Origin of the sequence: Hafnia paralvei ATCC 29927 (genome assembly GCF_001655005.1) — a bacterium.
GTDB lineage: Bacteria > Pseudomonadota > Gammaproteobacteria > Enterobacterales > Enterobacteriaceae > Hafnia > Hafnia paralvei.
The window spans coordinates 24,737-40,758 of sequence record NZ_LXET01000054.1 but is presented as its reverse complement, the minus strand read 5'-3'; the positions used below and the strand labels follow the sequence as shown (position 1 = coordinate 40,758).

General features: G+C 47.6%; 14 protein-coding genes and 1 riboswitch. Of the genes, 3 read left to right on the top strand and 11 right to left on the bottom strand.

Annotated features, from left to right (window positions below; all coding sequences use genetic code 11):
- Positions 1 to 8: 8 nt before the first annotated feature.
- Positions 9 to 1,253 carry an L-methionine/branched-chain amino acid transporter gene (gene yjeH, locus M988_RS17345; RefSeq protein WP_064575124.1) on the top strand — a complete coding sequence of 415 codons (1,245 nt, stop codon included), beginning with the start codon at positions 9 to 11 and terminating at the stop codon, positions 1,251 to 1,253.
- 91 nt (positions 1,254 to 1,344) lie between these two features.
- Here the strand turns inward: yjeH and ubiK are convergent, their stop codons facing one another.
- On the bottom strand, positions 1,345 to 1,620 hold the full coding sequence (ubiK, locus tag M988_RS17340; RefSeq protein ID WP_008814971.1) for a ubiquinone biosynthesis accessory factor UbiK: 276 nt from the start codon (positions 1,618 to 1,620) through the stop codon (positions 1,345 to 1,347).
- Positions 1,621 to 1,823: 203 nt separating this feature from the next.
- A riboswitch (FMN riboswitch) is annotated at positions 1,824 to 2,003 on the top strand.
- Between the two features lie 119 nt (positions 2,004 to 2,122).
- Here ubiK and ribB point away from each other — a divergent pair.
- Positions 2,123 to 2,776, top strand: a complete 654-nt coding sequence (gene ribB, locus M988_RS17335; protein ID WP_004846689.1) for a 3,4-dihydroxy-2-butanone-4-phosphate synthase — start codon at positions 2,123 to 2,125, stop codon at positions 2,774 to 2,776.
- 61 nt (positions 2,777 to 2,837) lie between these two features.
- On the opposite strand, the gene zupT is transcribed toward ribB, so the two are convergent.
- Positions 2,838 to 3,611, bottom strand: coding sequence for a zinc transporter ZupT (gene zupT, locus M988_RS17330; protein ID WP_008814972.1), 774 nt, complete (start codon positions 3,609 to 3,611; stop codon positions 2,838 to 2,840).
- 252 nt (positions 3,612 to 3,863) lie between these two features.
- Here zupT and ygiD point away from each other — a divergent pair, with 252 nt between their 5' ends.
- Positions 3,864 to 4,649: a 4,5-DOPA-extradiol-dioxygenase gene (gene ygiD, locus M988_RS17325; protein WP_061059226.1), complete on the top strand. Its 786-nt coding sequence runs from the start codon at positions 3,864 to 3,866 to the stop codon at positions 4,647 to 4,649.
- Between the two features lie 115 nt (positions 4,650 to 4,764).
- Here the strand turns inward: ygiD and M988_RS17320 are convergent, their stop codons facing one another.
- From M988_RS17320 to M988_RS17280, 9 genes are all read right to left on the bottom strand, one after another.
- A complete protein-coding gene (locus tag M988_RS17320; protein WP_064575115.1) occupies positions 4,765 to 5,985 on the bottom strand; it encodes an MFS transporter in 1,221 nt (406 codons plus the stop codon).
- Between the two features lie 231 nt (positions 5,986 to 6,216).
- A complete protein-coding gene (locus tag M988_RS17315; RefSeq protein WP_064575112.1) occupies positions 6,217 to 8,052 on the bottom strand; it encodes an IucA/IucC family protein in 1,836 nt (611 codons plus the stop codon).
- Positions 8,049 to 8,651, bottom strand: a complete 603-nt coding sequence (locus tag M988_RS17310; RefSeq protein ID WP_061059223.1) for a GNAT family N-acetyltransferase — start codon at positions 8,649 to 8,651, stop codon at positions 8,049 to 8,051. Before M988_RS17310 ends, M988_RS17315 begins: the two co-directional genes overlap by 4 nt.
- Positions 8,648 to 9,988: a lysine N(6)-hydroxylase/L-ornithine N(5)-oxygenase family protein gene (locus tag M988_RS17305; protein ID WP_008814977.1), complete on the bottom strand. Its 1,341-nt coding sequence runs from the start codon at positions 9,986 to 9,988 to the stop codon at positions 8,648 to 8,650. Before M988_RS17305 ends, M988_RS17310 begins: the two co-directional genes overlap by 4 nt.
- A gap of 189 nt (positions 9,989 to 10,177) precedes the next feature.
- On the bottom strand, positions 10,178 to 12,352 hold the full coding sequence (locus M988_RS17300) for a TonB-dependent siderophore receptor (RefSeq protein ID WP_064575109.1): 2,175 nt from the start codon (positions 12,350 to 12,352) through the stop codon (positions 10,178 to 10,180).
- Between the two features lie 456 nt (positions 12,353 to 12,808).
- On the bottom strand, positions 12,809 to 13,186 hold the full coding sequence (locus M988_RS17295; protein ID WP_064575107.1) for a DUF805 domain-containing protein: 378 nt from the start codon (positions 13,184 to 13,186) through the stop codon (positions 12,809 to 12,811).
- A gap of 106 nt (positions 13,187 to 13,292) precedes the next feature.
- The gene (locus M988_RS17290; protein WP_008814980.1) at positions 13,293 to 13,682 is read right to left on the bottom strand and encodes a DUF805 domain-containing protein; all 390 of its coding nucleotides are present in this window, start codon (positions 13,680 to 13,682) and stop codon (positions 13,293 to 13,295) included.
- Positions 13,683 to 13,795: 113 nt separating this feature from the next.
- The gene (gene fhuF, locus M988_RS17285; protein ID WP_008814981.1) at positions 13,796 to 14,587 is read right to left on the bottom strand and encodes a siderophore-iron reductase FhuF; all 792 of its coding nucleotides are present in this window, start codon (positions 14,585 to 14,587) and stop codon (positions 13,796 to 13,798) included.
- A 270-nt stretch (positions 14,588 to 14,857) separates the two neighbouring features.
- Positions 14,858 to 15,922, bottom strand: coding sequence for a GGDEF domain-containing protein (locus M988_RS17280; RefSeq protein ID WP_008814982.1), 1,065 nt, complete (start codon positions 15,920 to 15,922; stop codon positions 14,858 to 14,860).
- Positions 15,923 to 16,022 lie beyond the last annotated feature (100 nt).

Here is a 16,022-nt window from a genome sequence, read left to right as displayed (position 1 = left end):
AACACACTGTGAGTGGATTAAAGCAAGAGCTGGGATTGGCTCAGGGCGTGGGGCTACTGTCGACGTCATTGTTAGGAACGGGAGTATTTGCCGTTCCTGCGTTGGCGGCATTAGTGGCGGGCGATGATAGTTTATGGGCTTGGCCCATTCTGATTGTGCTCGTTTTTCCGATTGCTATTGGTTTTGCCGCGCTAGGGCGTCATTTTCCTAGCGCTGGCGGCGCTGCCCATTTCGTCGGTATGGCATTTGGGCCGCATATGGCCCGAGTCACGGGCTGGCTATTTCTTTCGGTTATCCCCGTTGGTTTGCCTGCGGCATTACAAATTGCAGCAGGCTTTTGGCAGGCCATGTTCGGCTGGCATGGTTGGCAGCTACTGTTGGTCGAGGTCGGAACTCTGAGCGCGGTGTGGTTTCTCGGTACACGAGGCGCCGGTTCCAGCGCTAACCTTCAGACGTTGATTGCTGCACTGGTTGTGGCACTTGTGGCTGCTATTTGGTGGCGCGGGGGGATCTCTCCTGCCGAAATTCCATTCCCTCAACCGTCTGATGTTAGCCCTAGTAATTTATTCTCCGCTTTGGCAGTGATGTTCTGGTGCTTTGTGGGCTTAGAAGCCTTTGCTCATTTGGCTTCTGAATTTAAGCATCCTGAACGTGATTTCCCGCGGGCGCTGATAATAGGTTTGCTGTTGGCTGGGATTGTCTATTGGGGATGTACGGTTGCCGTACTGCACTTCAATGCTTTCGGCGCGGAAAAAGCAGCGGCTGCGTCATTGCCGGGGATAGTGGTTCAACTGTTTGGACAGAAAGCGCTTTGGGTCGCCTGTATCATTGGCTATCTCGCCTGTTTTGCCAGCCTGAATATTTATACTCAAAGTTTTGCTCGTTTAGTTTGGTCACAGGCTCAGCTAAAGCAGAACAGTCGTTTGGCGAAACTTTCTGCACGTCAGGCGCCGGTTAATGCGTTAAATGTGGTTCTTGGCTGTTGCTTGGTATGTGCGGTTGGCATTTTCACGCTAGGTATCGCTTTAGATGAATTGATCATCTATGCCAATGGTATTTTTATTATGATCTATCTACTGTGCATGTTGGCGGGGTGTCGATTGCTGAAAGGGCGTTCACGCCTGATGGCGGCAATAGGTGGAGTATTATGCTTACTGTTGCTGTACATGGTGGGATGGAAAAGTGCGTACGCCATGGTTATGTTAGCCGCTCTGTGGGCTTTCCTGCCGAAGCGCGCCGTCGCGGGTGCCTAGATTCGTATTAGTACTGTTGTTTTCTCCTGCATATTGAACAAACAAAAAACGGAAGCCTAAGCTTCCGTTTTACTTTTGGGGCCGAGTTGGATTATTCCGCGTCTTTGGTCGTCGTCTCTGTTGCCGCCAGTTTTTCTTCTAGCGCAGAAAGGCGTTGTTCCATCAGGGCGAGTTTCTCGCGGGTACGCATGAGAACTTGAGTCTGCACGTCAAACTCTTCACGGTTGACTAAATCCATACGGTTGAACTGTGCTTGTAGGATTTGGCGTATCTTCTTCTCGACATCATCCCCGAACTCACGCAGTCCTTTTGGCATAGATTCATGCACCTGACGAGCAATTTGTTCAATTTTCTTCGGGTCAATCATGGAGTGTTCCTTGGTCGTTATGGTCATGCGTTGTGGCTTCACACCACGATCAGAACGAATGACGATGATATTGAGCTGCGGCATGCTGATGCTTTAAGTCCATAGTGTAATGCGAGTTGGCTAACGGATAAACCTCTGTGATCGTTCTTGGATAATCAGGAAAGCCGATTGCCCAAATTAGTCATTAGCGTTATAGTTGGCCTGCTTATTCTCAGGGCGGGGTGGAAGTCCCCACCGGCGGTAAATTTGTGCATAACGCATGCCTTTAAAGGCGTTGCGAAATCATAAAAAGCCCGCGAGCGCTTACGCTGCAAAGTGTAAGGACAGCAGATCTGGTGTAATTCCAGAGCCGACGGTTAGAGTCCGGATGGGAGAGAGTAACGATACCTGTTGGGTTTATCCCACTCGCGTTATTAGGCGCGTAGGCCGTAGGCTTGCGTTTGCCACTCCTCAAAGCTGCCCTGATTCTGGTAATCCATATAATTAATGAGGTTTTTTTACCATGAATCAGACTTTACTTTCCGATTTCGGTACTCCGATGGAACGTGTTGAACGTGCGCTGACTGCGCTGCGTGAAGGACGTGGTGTGATGGTGCTCGACGATGAAAATCGTGAAAACGAAGGCGACATGATTTTCCCTGCTGAAACCATGACTGAAGAACAGATGGCGATGACCATCCGTCATGGTAGCGGCATTGTGTGTCTGTGCATCACTGAAGAGCGTCGTTTGCAGTTAGATCTGCCAATGATGGTCAGCAATAACACCAGCCACTACGGCACCGCGTTCACCGTGACTATCGAAGCCGCCGAAGGCGTTACTACCGGTGTTTCAGCCAAAGACCGCTTGACCACCGTGCGCGCGGCGAGTGCAGAAGGTGCGAAGCCTTCTGATTTGCATCGCCCAGGTCATGTATTCCCACTGCGTGCGCAAAACGGCGGTGTGTTGACGCGTCGTGGTCATACCGAAGCCACTATTGATTTAGTCACTTTGGCTGGCTTCCGTTCCGCAGGTGTACTGTGCGAACTGACCAACGACGATGGCACTATGGCTCGCGCTCCAGAGGTGATTGTGTTTGCTAACAAACATAATATGCCCGTTGTGACCATCGACGATTTGGTTGCATATCGTCAGTCTCAAGAGAAAAAAGCGAGCTAAATGCTTGCTAGCCAAACGAAAAAGGACAGCCTAGGCTGTCCTTTTTGCTATTCATACTGGATTAACCTAATGGGCTGCTCTGAAGCAATGTTAGGCTAAACCCCATTACGGTCATACCGCACAAAACGCCATAGCTCGGGTTATTCTGCGGATCGATTTCTTTCGCCAACGGCATAAGCTCATCGACTGACAGCGCGACCATAATCCCGGCCACCATCGCCATAATCGATGCCATGAATACTGGAGAGATAGCCGGTCCCAGCAGGAAGAATGCTAGCAGCCCCCCTAAAATCTCAGCAAAACCTGAAATACTTGCCCACCACAACGCTTTAGTTTTCGAACCTGTTGCGGCGTAAACGGGTCCAGCTACCGCAAGACCCTCTGGGATATTGTGAATAGCAACGGCTAACGCAATTCCCATTCCGAGTTCGAGATCGGAGCTTGCGGTGACAAAGGTGGCTATCCCTTCTGGAAAGTTGTGCAGGCTGATGCCTAATGTCAGCAGCATAGCCGTGCGGCGCAGGTTGCGCGTTTTTCCCGCTTTAGGCGCATCCATCAGGTCGTGAGCATGTTGATGAGGCAACATCCTGTCCAATAGGAAATAGCCCACTAAGCCAATGATAAACATGCCGTAACCCAGCATAGGCGACATGCCTTGGGTATCTAGCGCGGCGGGTAGCATTTCCATTAACGAAATCAGCAGCATAATCCCTGCTGCAAAGCCGAGCGCAAAGGCTAAAACCCGGTTAGATGGTTTTTGCCCGACGATGGCTAACAACGCGCCGACAAACGTGGCACCGCCAGCAAGCAGAGTCAGAATGAGTGGAACTGACATAGCGCCTCCATGTTGATAATGATTCCTATTATTGTTTTAACCTATCAGTAAGTAAATAGCGAATACAACGTTATTACCAATAGAATTAATAACTCAACCTCATCGTGAGGCGAAAGACTTTGGCAAGCAGAGAATATTCAAATTTACTGACAATCATCATCATGGTTATCCGGCAGACGATTTGCTGAATTGTGAGTACTGTAGAGGGATTCGGAGGCAGCGCCCTCCAGTAGATAAGAAAAGGATAATGTTATGACGACCTCTCGTATGCCTGCGTTGTTTCTCGGTCACGGTAGCCCGATGAACGTGCTGGAAGAAAATGATTACACGGCGGCTTGGCGCGAGTTGGGTCGAACGTTACCGCGCCCAAAAGCGATTATTGCCGTGTCTGCCCATTGGTTTACACGTGGTACTTTTGTTACTGCGATGGAACAACCTCGCACTATCCATGACTTTGGCGGATTTCCACAGGCGTTGTTTGATACTCAATATCCCGCGCCGGGTGCCCCTGAGCTGGCTCGTCGAGTTCAGCAATTGCTCGAACCGGAAATGGTGCATTTAGATCACAGTGAGTGGGGATTGGATCACGGTACTTGGGGCGTGTTAATTAAAATGTACCCTGATGCTGATATTCCAGTCATTCAGCTCAGCATCGACGGAACACAGCCTGCGGCTTATCACTTTGCCTTAGGTAAAAAATTATCGGCTTTACGCGATGAGGGGGTGATGATTGTGGCGAGCGGAAACGTGGTGCACAACCTGCGTATGGTGAAATGGCAAGGCGACGCTGAACCTTATCCGTGGGCATTCAGCTTTGATAATTTTGTGCGTGAGAACCTTGCGTATAAAGGTGAGGATCATCCACTGGTTAACTTTATGCAGCATGAGGGAGCTGAATTATCCAACCCTTCGCCAGAACACTTTCTGCCGCTGCTTTATGTCCTAGGTGCTTGGGACGGTGAAGAGCCAATCCGTGTCCCCGTTGACGGCATCGTTATGGCGTCGCTGAGTATGCTATCCGTCGTCGTCGGTGAGTGAACCCTGTTTATCGTTTGGGCGCGCGAGGTGCGCGCCCATATATTGTAATAATGGCATTCGAAGAAATTTGCCCGAAGGCTAGAACGACGGAGTTGTGCGTTATTGAATGTTAACTTTATGCTGGCGCATCAGGCTTTTTTCTCAGGAATATCCACATCAGTCCCAACCAAACCAACCCGCTGATAAGCCCATACACATTAAACACGCCGCTTCCTGCCCAAAGATAAATACGTTTTGCTAGCTCGATTCCCAATGCGTAGATACCGATGGTTGTCATACCCAGTGCCGCCGCGACGGTACCTTTGCGCATATTGCTGGCAAACAGTGTTAGGCGATAAAGCCCTGCGTTGATAAGACCCGTACCGAACGCGTAAAGACTTAAGCCAGCGATGGTCCAAAGATAGGCATGCGGCGTAAACACGGAGCCAAAAGCCGCTAGCGCTAGTCCTGCAATGATGGGGGGAGCGCCAAGCCAAAGCGGTTTTTCAATCGGCATTTTGCCGGCAATGCGTGCCAGCACTAAATTTCCGGCAATGAGCGCCATGAAAATCGGCACCTGTAGCCAGCCGTAAGCGACTGGCGTCAGACCTTCCCCATCGATAAGAATGACGGGCGAAATAGCTACCCAGGCCAATAGCGGCAGAGCAGAGAAGCCAATTGATGCGGCGCCGCAGACAAAGCGTAAATTACCAAATACCTGACGGTAATCAGCCAAGAGAGACTTTAGACGTAGTTTTTCTCCCTGAGACTGCGCGGTTTCCGGCATGCCTTTCCACAGACCCAACCATGCGACAAAAGCAACTAGCGCGAATACGGCAAACATGCTTTTCCATGGCGCAAATTGGATGAAGGCAGCGCCTGCCAATGGGCCAATCAGCGGTGCAATCAGAGCCACGTTTGCCATTAGCGCCATTAGCTTAATGCTGAGCGTTTGGTCGAAGGCCTCTTGCACCGCGGCATAGCCTACTGCACCGATAAAGCACAGACTGATTCCTTGAATGAAGCGCATCAGGATAAATTGCTCAATGTTGCTGGTAAACAGGGTCGCGATACAGGCGACAACGAATAGCATGACACCCGTGAGCATGACTGGTCGACGGCCAATCCGGTCAGATAACGGCCCAAGCAACCATTGCAGCATCATGCCGCCAAATAAGTACGCAGTTAATGAGGTTGGAACCCAGCTCACGTCAGCATTGAAATCACGCACGACATGGATCATGCCCGGTTGAATCATGTCGTGGGCGATATAGGTCGCAAACTCGAAAAGTACCAGTGCGAGAGGGAACAGCACGGCACGGCGAGTGAGCTTAGAAGCAGCAATATAGGATGGCATCTCGGGTGATTACTCGGTTATTTATATCCGTCATACTTGAAATTGCATATGTGTTGGCCGCGCCCGCTCCCCCGAATCACTTACTAGAATAAGTGATTCGGGGTTATCTCGCTTGCCACCTTGATACAACTCCCATTATTTTGGATATATATCCATTGGTTAGGATATAAGACTCCAGAAGACGAGCCCCCGTCCTTTATGGGCTTGGGGGCTTTACAGTATTTAAACCCGTTATTTAAAAACCACTAGCGGGTTATCTAACTGACCAGCAAACTTCAGGTTTTGCGATGGATCGCTGAGATTGATCATCTGGCGATTGTTCGCTAACTGTAGGCGGTTTAGGCAAGAGTGAGTAAACGCAGGGCTGAACATATCGTAGCGTGCGAAGCGCTCCGCTAACTCAGGATGCGCTTGCTGATAGTCAGTCACACATTCTGCGACTCGATGCCAGAATTGTTCCTGAGGATAGCTGCCTTGTTCGTGGAGGATCGCGGCCATGAAGCGGAAGAAACCGTCGAAAACATCGGTGAATATCGACAGAATCTTCAGCTCATCGGGAACAAATACCGCCACACGTTTGGCTTTTTCCGGCAGATTGGCGTCGGGATCCATCACCACGATTTCTTCGGCGATATCCTTCATGAAAACGTGTACTGGCGTGTGGTTTTCCAGCACTAGAATCAGGTTTTCACCGTGTGGCATAAAGGCGAGATCGTAGGTGTATAAGCAGTGCAACAGCGGGCTAAGGTAGCTTTGCAGATAGCGTTTCAGCCATTCGCCCGTCTCGAGGCCAGAAGCTTGAATCATTGCAGGTAGTAGAGCGTTACCTTCACGATCTTGATGCAACAGCGCCGCCATCGTCATAACGCGTTGATTTGGCTGGATCAGCGCCAGTGGGCTTTCGCGCCACAGTGCCGCCATCATTTTTTTGTATGGCGTATCACCGCTTACTGCGCTTTCGTAATAGTGATTGCGATAGCCGATGGTGGCCACTTCGCGCAGCATACGGAAGCCATAGTCGCGCAGGCAAGCGTCATTATCGATGAGCTCGGCCAGCCATTCATTGATACCCGGAGTGGTTGCCATGTAATACGGCGATAGGCCACGCATGAAACCCATATTCAGAATCGATAATGCAGTTTTGACATAACGCTTGCGGGAATTGCTGGTGTTAAAGAAGGTGCGGATCGATTGCTGTGCCTGATAGTTATCATCACCGATACCTAAATAAACCAACTCACGTTTAGCGATATCGGGTGCGAAAATCCCTGTCAGCTTGTTCTGCCACTGCCATGGATGAACCGGCATGAATATATAATCGGTAGGATCCAAATCTTGTGCCATGAGCTGTTGGCGGAAATCATCCACCACGCTTGGGGTGAGCTCTTCTTCCAGCAATTGCTGATAACTTAGTTCTTCAATACTGGCGAAATGGGCTTTGCTTTTGTGCGCGGCGAGCCAGACGAAATTGATGGGGGCTGCGGCTTCAGGTGCGTAGGCTTGATAGTCAAAAGCGTCAAAACCGATACGGCCATTGTTTGCCACAAAGGCGGGATGGCCTTCCATCATAGCGCCTTCCAACGTTTGAAAATCAGCGTCCAGTAGCTGTTCAATCAAAACGCCTTCACGCAGATGTTTAAATGCGCTGCTGTAAAGCGTGCTGGTGATCTCTTCCATGTAAGTCGGTAACATTTCTTGAGGAATACCAAGCACATCTTTGAATTCAATGATAAAGCTCAGAGAGTCTAATTCCTGCTCAACGCCTGCTTGGGTCTTACGCAGAGATTCGGCATCGATGGCCCAATGCTCTAATGCTAGACGACGTGCGCGGAAGTGATAAACCACGTCGCCCTGTGGCGCAGCAAGCTGGTAGTCGGCAAGTTCTTCAGGAGACGCTTCATGACGAATGCATTTTGGCGTAATCAAACGCTCGTGAGAAAACTCGGCAATGGCTTTGCGAACGTGTAGGCGATTGGCTTTGCTCCACAGTTCTGGGGTCAGATGCGCGATAACGTGACGATTTTGTTCAGATACGGGTAAATGAGAAAATTGAGTATGAGCGGTCATGCGTGGGTCTCCTGACGGGAAACTGAGTGATATTGCGCATCATGGCGCAGAGCGGCGGCGTGCTGGTCACGGTCACAGAAAGCCAGCCATGCCGTTTTGTTTGCTAGCTCGATTTGATGTTGGTAGACGAATCCGGCACGTTTATTTAGGCGATGGATTTTCTCGTTGCGCACGTCGGGTTCCACCACGATACGGGCTACGCGCTCGTCGCTGAACATAAAGGCAACGATGGTCTGGAAGACCGCCCAGGTAAAACCGCTGAGGGGTTTATCCGCCGGAGCGACTAAAATGTGCATACCATAATCGCTGCTTTGTGCTGGATAGCACTGACCCACCGGATCGTGGATTGCCTGATATCTCTCTAATAAAAACGCAGGCTTGTCTTGATATAGGCCGATAAACGCGCCGTCAGGGTGGTGCTTGAGCAGATCCAGATAGAAATCTCGCACCTGCTCTACTGATTGTTCCATCATGCCCCAATAGCGTGCATAAGGTTGACTGACCCAGCTATGTAGAAGCTCGGCATCTTGAATGGCGTCCAACGGGCGAAGTGCGAAATCCCCGACGTCAGCCACCTGATGTTCAAAAACATAACTCATAACAAATCTCCGGTTTGCGGAGCAGCAAACTGTTGGAAGGCAATCTGTTCTTCAATGGGATAGTGCTCAGTGCCGGTTATTTCTCGCAGGATCCATGAATTGCGATAGCAGGCCATGCCGAGATCGGGGGTGACAAAACCGTGCGTATGTAACTCGGCGTTTTGGACAAAAATCTCATTGTGCTGGGTGTCGATCGAATAATTTCGAGCCACGTCATAGCGGCCTTTTTCATCCCATGCAATTCGGTCGTGGATCGGTTGTAAAAACGCGGGTGGCTGGTGGCGATATCCGGTGCACAGGATCACTGCCTCGCTGTTAATGGCGAAGTGTTGATCCTGTTCATGCTGATGTAGCGCCAGATTCAAGGTTTTACTCTTGGTCGTGTTCTGTACGCCGGTTAGTGCCGTGTTGGTAAACAAGCGGGTGTTCACGTGCCCATCGAGACGTTTGATATACAGCAGATCGAAGATGTCGTTAATCAGACTGCTGTTAATACCTTTGTAGAGCTGTTGGCTCTGCATATTGAGCTGGTCACGCTTTTCGGCAGGCAGTTGATGGAAGTAATCCACATATTCTGGTGACGTCATTTCAAGCGTGAGTTTGGTGTATTCCAGCGGGAAGAAGCGAGGTGCACGCGTGACCCAGTTTAACTGATAACCATATTTATCAATTTCTGAGAGCAGATCGTAATAGATCTCGGCCGCGCTTTGCCCGCTGCCGACCACCGTAATTGAGCGACGGGTTTGCAGTTCCTCTTTGTGGTGTAGATACTGGCCAGAATGCACCATGCGTTCAGCCATTGGCTGGCAGCAGTCGGGAATGACAGGGGAAGGGCCTGTGCCGAGAACTAGGCGGCGAGTTTCAAACTTCAGTTTCTGACCGTTGCGAGTATCACTGCAATGAACGTGATAGCAATGACTATCTTGATCGTATTCCACACGTTCAACTTTGGTATTAAATCGCAGATTGCTCAGGCGTTCAGTAGCCCAACGGCAATACTGGTTGTACTCCTTGCGCATCAAGAAGAAGCTTTCGCGGATGTAAAATGAGTAGAGTCGTCCCTGTTGTTTGATGTAATTGAGGAAGCTCAATGGGTGCGTCGGATCTGCCAGCGTCACCAGATCGGCCATAAACGGCGTTTGCAAATGAGCACTTTCCAGCATCATGCCAGGGTGCCAATCAAAGCCCGTGTTTTGGTCGAGAAAAAGCGCATTGACCTGCGATAGCGGCTGAGTCAAACAGGCTAGTCCCAGATTAAATGGCCCAATGCCGATGGCGATAAAATCGTAAGGCTGCGTTGCCGCGCCGGTCTGAGAGGATAAGGAGAACTGGGTCATAGATCTTACCTTAGTTAGGTATTCACGAGTGGTAACAGTACAAAATCGATGCTCAGCATTTTTCCAGCGTTCTAGATTTCGGATACGGGCGGTGGAGCTGGCGTTAAATGACGCCATGACGTTAATTTAAAAGATTTAGTTTTTATAAAAGGGTGCCGGTATATCCGGCATCCCTGTTTTAGAAGGTGCTTAGAAGGAATATTTCACGCCGACGACCACAGAACGTTCTGCGCCGAACCAGCAGTTATTGCTGTCATAGCAACTGGCAACATAACGTTTGTCAGTGATGTTGTTCACGGCCATTTTGAGCGTGGCGTTATCCAGTGCTGGAGTGAGGTTACCAAGCTCATATGAAGCGGCCATGTCATACAGCGTCACGGCTGGCAGTTGCTCAGTATTGCTCTGGTTGGCTTCCATACGGCCAATGTAACGAATACCCGCACCAATGGTGAGACCACGAAGGAAAGTGTCGTCAATGGTGTAGTTAGCCCATGCGCTGGCGTTATCCTTCGCTGTTTGTACCGGACGGTTACCAATCAGTGACTTGTTGGCATCCTCGGTGATTTTCACATCGGTATAGGCATAGTTTGCCGTTAACAGCAGGTTTTCTAGCGGCGAGGTACGAATTTCGAATTCATAGCCTTTCGACTCAATTTCACCACTCTGGTATTTCTCGTAAGGGTCAACGCCGTTCGGATTGGAGGTTAGCGCATTCTCTTTTTTGATATCAAACACGGCAGCCGTGAAGATAGTGTTTTGGCTTGGTGTTGCAAATTTCACCCCACCTTCCCACATCTTGCTGGTTTCAGGTTTGTAAGAACCCCCGCTTTTGTTACGTCCTGCTAAAGGCTCAAAGCCTTCGGAGTAGGCAACATACGGAGAAATACCGTTATCAAAGTGGTACATCGCGCCATAGCGCTGGGTGTACTTACTCTGGCTGAAGGTTTCGTCAGTATCGGCACCGTATTGCAGGCCGTAGGTGCGTTTTTCGTATTGGTCATAGCGACCACCGGCGAGAATCGTTAGCTTGTCGAGATCGATTGAATCCTGCCAGTAGTAACCATTCTGATGCATGCTGTAGCGCACGTTGGTTGCCAGAGAGGGATCCCATGCAATATTGCCACGATTAATTTCACTGTTGTCGCGGTCAAAGATATCGATGCTTGGTGCCACGGCATCTTGATATTCAGTCTTGTTGTTCTGCCACTGATAATCGAAGCCCAACAATACGTTATGGCGCAGGAATGCGGTATCAAACTTACCGGCAATCTGGTTATCAATATTGAAGGAATCCATGCTTTCGTCAGTCATATACATACGACGGCCTAGAGTACGGCCATCAGCAGCCAATCCAGTACTGTAAGTATTTTCCTGATAAGCCGTGATGTGCATGAAGCGGGCTTTCTGGGTGAATGACCAATCATCATTGAAGCGGTGGTCATACTGGTAGCCAACAGACTCTTGTTTGCGTTTGTACGCTTCCCAATTGTGGTCACCTAAATAGACATCCGTAGGCAATTTGCCATAAGGCGAGTATTTAAATGTGCCTTCGCCCGGCAGGGACGTGTATACACCCGCCTTAGGATCGTTTTGCAGGAACGCTTGCACTAACAGACTATTATTATCGTCGATATCCCAACGTAGCGAGGGCGCTAATAAATAACGTTCATTCTTGGAGCCTTCAGCCTGTCCATCAGATGCGCCCGCTAAACCGACAAAACGATAGCTGACATCGCTGTCGCCAATTTGTCCGGTAGAGTCGATTTTTCCCTCACGGCGATTATCGCTGCCGGTATCAAATTCAACGTCGGTATTTTGGATTTTCTGCGGTTTCTTGCTGATCATATTCACGATACCGCCAGGCGAGGCGTTACCGTATAAAACGGATGCTGGGCCTTTCATCACTTCGATGCGATCCAACATGTAGGTATCTACCTGGCCCTGAATGTTCCATTCGTTATAAGGCAGTTGTAAGCCATCGAGGTAGTTTTCGCTGTTTTTAAAACCGCGAATGGTGAATTCGTCAAAGCGGGTGATTGCACCGCCACGGTTTTCGGTGGTGACACCAGACACATAGCGCAATGCTTCGTTGAGTGAGCTAATCCCACGCTCGTCCAGTTCTTGTCCTTCAACAGTATTGATTGTCTGAGGAGTATCCTGAGCGGTCAGATCTGATTTAGTCCCGGTGTTTTCATAGCTTCCTAGAGGAGGAAGACTGGATTTGGCGCTAACGACGATTTTGTCTTCATTGCCAGAGGTTGCTGTACCAGCTTCTGTGGCCGCAAAGGCACTCAAAGGGAGGAATAAGCAGCCGATGGGTAACGCGGCTTTTAACGAAGAGCAAATAAACGCATTGTATTTCATCTAATGATCCCTGCTTGAAAAGCACGAAAATCTAATAATTAATTGTGAGCTCTCTGGCCATCGCTGGTTGTTATCCAGTCAATGACATCGCTTTGTTAAATGCGATACAGAATGATAATTATTCTCGTTAGCTTTGGTAGCTTTTATTCAGGGAAAAAAGGAAAAACTATTTTTCTTTGTGATCTTTGTCACATATTAATCATTGTTTATCATGATTAACCTTATAAACATCATTGAATTTAATGAGTTAGTGTCATTAAAACGCAATATCTTAATGTGTTTTTAATCTAAGGAAATGCTGTTTTAGCTGAGGGGTTGCATGGCTAAGAGATAAACTAACAAGAGGGGATACAAAATATGAGCGAGTTACGATGATATAGGTTGAAGATATCAACCTATATCAAAGAAAGCTTAGTTAACCGTTGCATGAACTAGAGTTCAGCGATGCAAGACTGACTAGACTAAATCACCAGCTTTTGGATCGGCACCATATTGGTTGTCTCCGCGAGTACCTTCTTTGCAAAGAGTAATCAGCATGATGATAGGGCCAACAAGCGGTATCAGGGCAATGAAATAAAACCAGCCTGAATGGTTGGTGTCATGCAATCTTCTGGCGATGACAGCCAGACTTGGGATAAGTATGACTAATGAATAAAGTATCGATAATATGCTAAAGATAATAACCAGCATACTATCTGAAAATATACTCATTAACACAAATAATACAATGCTGATAATGGAAGAAAACAGGGTAAACATCCAATATTCTTTGCGGCGAGCACGGCCATTGAAATTAGCGTAATTTTCTTTTACTACTTTGAGAAACCATTCCATGTCTAAAACTTCCTTGCGAATAAGTTGAAACAACATGGCTATAATAGTTTTTTTTTAAAGAAGTTTTTCTTATTTCAACATGAAGTGATGCTTAAGTTTAACTGGGTTATTGAATGATAAAATTATTTTTTAGCTGTTCTATTTTTGGATCCAGCCCATAGTGATTATCTCCTTTTGTTCCTTCTTTACAGAGAAAGATAAGCAGAACGATAGGTCCAACAAATGGAACGAAAGAAATAAAATAAAACCAGCCGGACTGGTTGGTATCGTGTAGCCTTCTGACGAGAACGGCTAGATGTGGGATTAGCGTGACAAGCATATACAGTATGAAGAGAATAGCGGTGAAACCCGAAACATCAGTTTCAAATGTCATGGAGATATAGAGAATGAGTACCAGTATAAGCGTATGGAAGAGTGAAAACATCCAATACTCTCTACGGCGAGCGCGGCCATTAAACGTCGCGTAATTCTTCAATACATTAATATACCAATTCATCGAATCAAATCCCTTGATTTAAAGAGGGGATAGGATACTCGACAGATAACCAATAAGCCTGACCTTGATCAATAAGCCAGCTATTTTTAATGGCATTTTTAACGCAAAAATAATTACTCTAAATTTAATGGGCAATCACCGCACTCTTTCATTTTAGGCAGCTTATAGCGTTGGCAGCAGGTGCGGCGCTGAATAGTACCATTACGCATCAGAACAGTACGATAGAGTGGATTCTCTTGCCCATTTGGAAATGCGGCAGTGAAGAATAGCGCATGTTCTAGCTGAGAAAAGGTGGCGTCGCCAAGAAGCGGGCGAAGTTCCCCCAAATACCAGTGCATCACATAACCAATGTTGCTCCACATGAGCTTGGCGTTTAAAACCCCCTGCCGTGCAATCGCATTGACTGCCGGATGCAAATGACGTTCAACCAGTGACACGATCCTCTGCAGAGGTGTGCTATTGCGAGTCTCGCCGGACATCAATTTTGGATAATAGATAAATGCCTCAGGCCGTCCACTATCGTGGAAACGGACTTTGAACTGGCGGATATGTGGATCTAAAGGCGCAGAATGCTGGAGTAACAGCAGCATCATGGGCGGCACCAGCAACCCAAAATACCACTGAGCCCACAGTGATTCTAACGGTTTGGCTTCTGGGCTTTTGTCCGGAAACTCGGCGTAGTGTTCATGTTGATAGCGCGACATCAGCTTGGCGTATGTTCCTGTAGCGGACCACTGCATAGCGGATAAATCATGGCTAGACGCAGTTTCATCAATCAAAAACGTTGTCAGGAAATGAGGATAATGCTGGCTGAAAAGCGCGGTTAACTCTTCCGCTTCTGGCGGAAAAGCGGGAAATACCGCAGGAAGGTAGGTATCGAACTCAGTCAGCGCAGTTATCTTCACCAAAGCATCCTAGAAAGCATGGATAAAAACGCAATAATACTGATAACCATTATCAATCGCAAGAATGCGAAGCGAAAAATGCGGTGAGGGTAGAAAGGGATAAAGGTTAGCGCGCTAAGAGTGTGCCCTTGGCTGCATAGCGTTACGGATATAGAAAAGTTGGAAATAATTCTATTTGATACTATGAAAAATAGAATTATTTAAGACTCGGTGCTGCTGTCTATATTTGAGCGATTGACCTGCGGTCATATCCGTAGCGTATATAAACAGCTAGGCTACTTTTTGCAGTGAAACTCTATTACGACCTTTTTGCTTAGATAAGTACAGTGCCTGATCGGCGCGAGCGATAGCATTCTCTAAATTATTATTGTACATCTCTGAAAGACCAGCCGAAATGGTGACTACGCTGTACCCATTTGGCTGATATTCATTTATCAGTGCTAATTGTTCCACATGCGAACGAATATGTTCACAGATTTGGATAGCTAATGTCTCAGATGCATCGCGTAAAATAAGTAAAAACTCTTCGCCGCCGTAGCGAACCGCTAAATCTCTGCTGCGTACGGCTTCCTTGATAATCTGAGCAATGGCCGTCAATGCGGTATCACCATACTGATGTCCATAATGATCGTTATAAAGTTTAAAAAAATCGATGTCTATCATCACAACAAAATCTTTGTGCTCAGTCGCACAGTCGTTACTCATGTGATGAAATTGAAATTCTAGACCACGACGATTAAGTAACGTAGTGAGTGGGTCAATCATGCTGAGATCGCTGAAACGGGCCTTATCGCGTTCAAGCTGGTTTACTAATTGACGTGTGAAAGCCTCGCGCCTGCGAGTTATAACGCGGTGAAGGGATAGCGCGATAATGGGCAGTGCCAATACGAATAAGATACGCGTCATATTATGGAAATCTTCTAAAATAATGACGGTAATCGCTACAGGGATGGCATTTAGGCAAAAGGCCAATAAATTGTCAGAAAGAGTCACCGCAGCAATAAAAAAAACGCTGAACAAATTGATTAATAAAAATTCATGCCCGCTTACATCGACATGTCGATATTTTACCGCAATATGAAATGACCACAGTATCCCCAATACCAGTGCAGCAATATTGAGTTTTAACAAGTATTTTTCACGATGCCATATCAAAGATATGGCAGAAAGTAGGCAAAAAGCAAAAATGCTGACTCCTGCAATCGTGTACGGTGGATCTGTTTGTAATGGATTTAGCAACGCATAAAACGATGTAGCACCATTTAACAGAATAAATAAAAGGAATGTCATATGGCTTTTGCTATTTAATAACTCATCGTAACTTTTTGCGTTCATTAAAAATGGGCTCGTGGCTGTCAATATTGCTCGGATTAGGAATTTGAAATGACGTGATGTTCTAAGTATTAGAAAAAAAATTTCTGAGATTATTCTTATT

Bases quoted from the DNA above. Each gene is read 5' to 3' on its own strand.
- ubiK (WP_008814971.1), bottom strand. From the start codon at position 1,620: ATGATTGACCCGAAGAAAATTGAACAAATTGCTCGTCAGGTGCATGAA.
- ribB (WP_004846689.1), top strand. From the start codon at position 2,123: ATGAATCAGACTTTACTTTCCGATTTCGGTACTCCGATGGAACGTGTT.
- zupT (WP_008814972.1), bottom strand. From the start codon at position 3,611: ATGTCAGTTCCACTCATTCTGACTCTGCTTGCTGGCGGTGCCACGTTT.
- ygiD (WP_061059226.1), top strand. From the start codon at position 3,864: ATGACGACCTCTCGTATGCCTGCGTTGTTTCTCGGTCACGGTAGCCCG.
- M988_RS17320 (WP_064575115.1), bottom strand. From the start codon at position 5,985: ATGCCATCCTATATTGCTGCTTCTAAGCTCACTCGCCGTGCCGTGCTG.
- M988_RS17315 (WP_064575112.1), bottom strand. From the start codon at position 8,052: ATGACCGCTCATACTCAATTTTCTCATTTACCCGTATCTGAACAAAAT.
- M988_RS17310 (WP_061059223.1), bottom strand. From the start codon at position 8,651: ATGAGTTATGTTTTTGAACATCAGGTGGCTGACGTCGGGGATTTCGCA.
- M988_RS17305 (WP_008814977.1), bottom strand. From the start codon at position 9,988: ATGACCCAGTTCTCCTTATCCTCTCAGACCGGCGCGGCAACGCAGCCT.
- M988_RS17300 (WP_064575109.1), bottom strand. From the start codon at position 12,352: ATGAAATACAATGCGTTTATTTGCTCTTCGTTAAAAGCCGCGTTACCC.
- M988_RS17295 (WP_064575107.1), bottom strand. From the start codon at position 13,186: ATGGAATGGTTTCTCAAAGTAGTAAAAGAAAATTACGCTAATTTCAAT.
- M988_RS17290 (WP_008814980.1), bottom strand. From the start codon at position 13,682: ATGAATTGGTATATTAATGTATTGAAGAATTACGCGACGTTTAATGGC.
- M988_RS17280 (WP_008814982.1), bottom strand. From the start codon at position 15,922: ATGAACGCAAAAAGTTACGATGAGTTATTAAATAGCAAAAGCCATATG.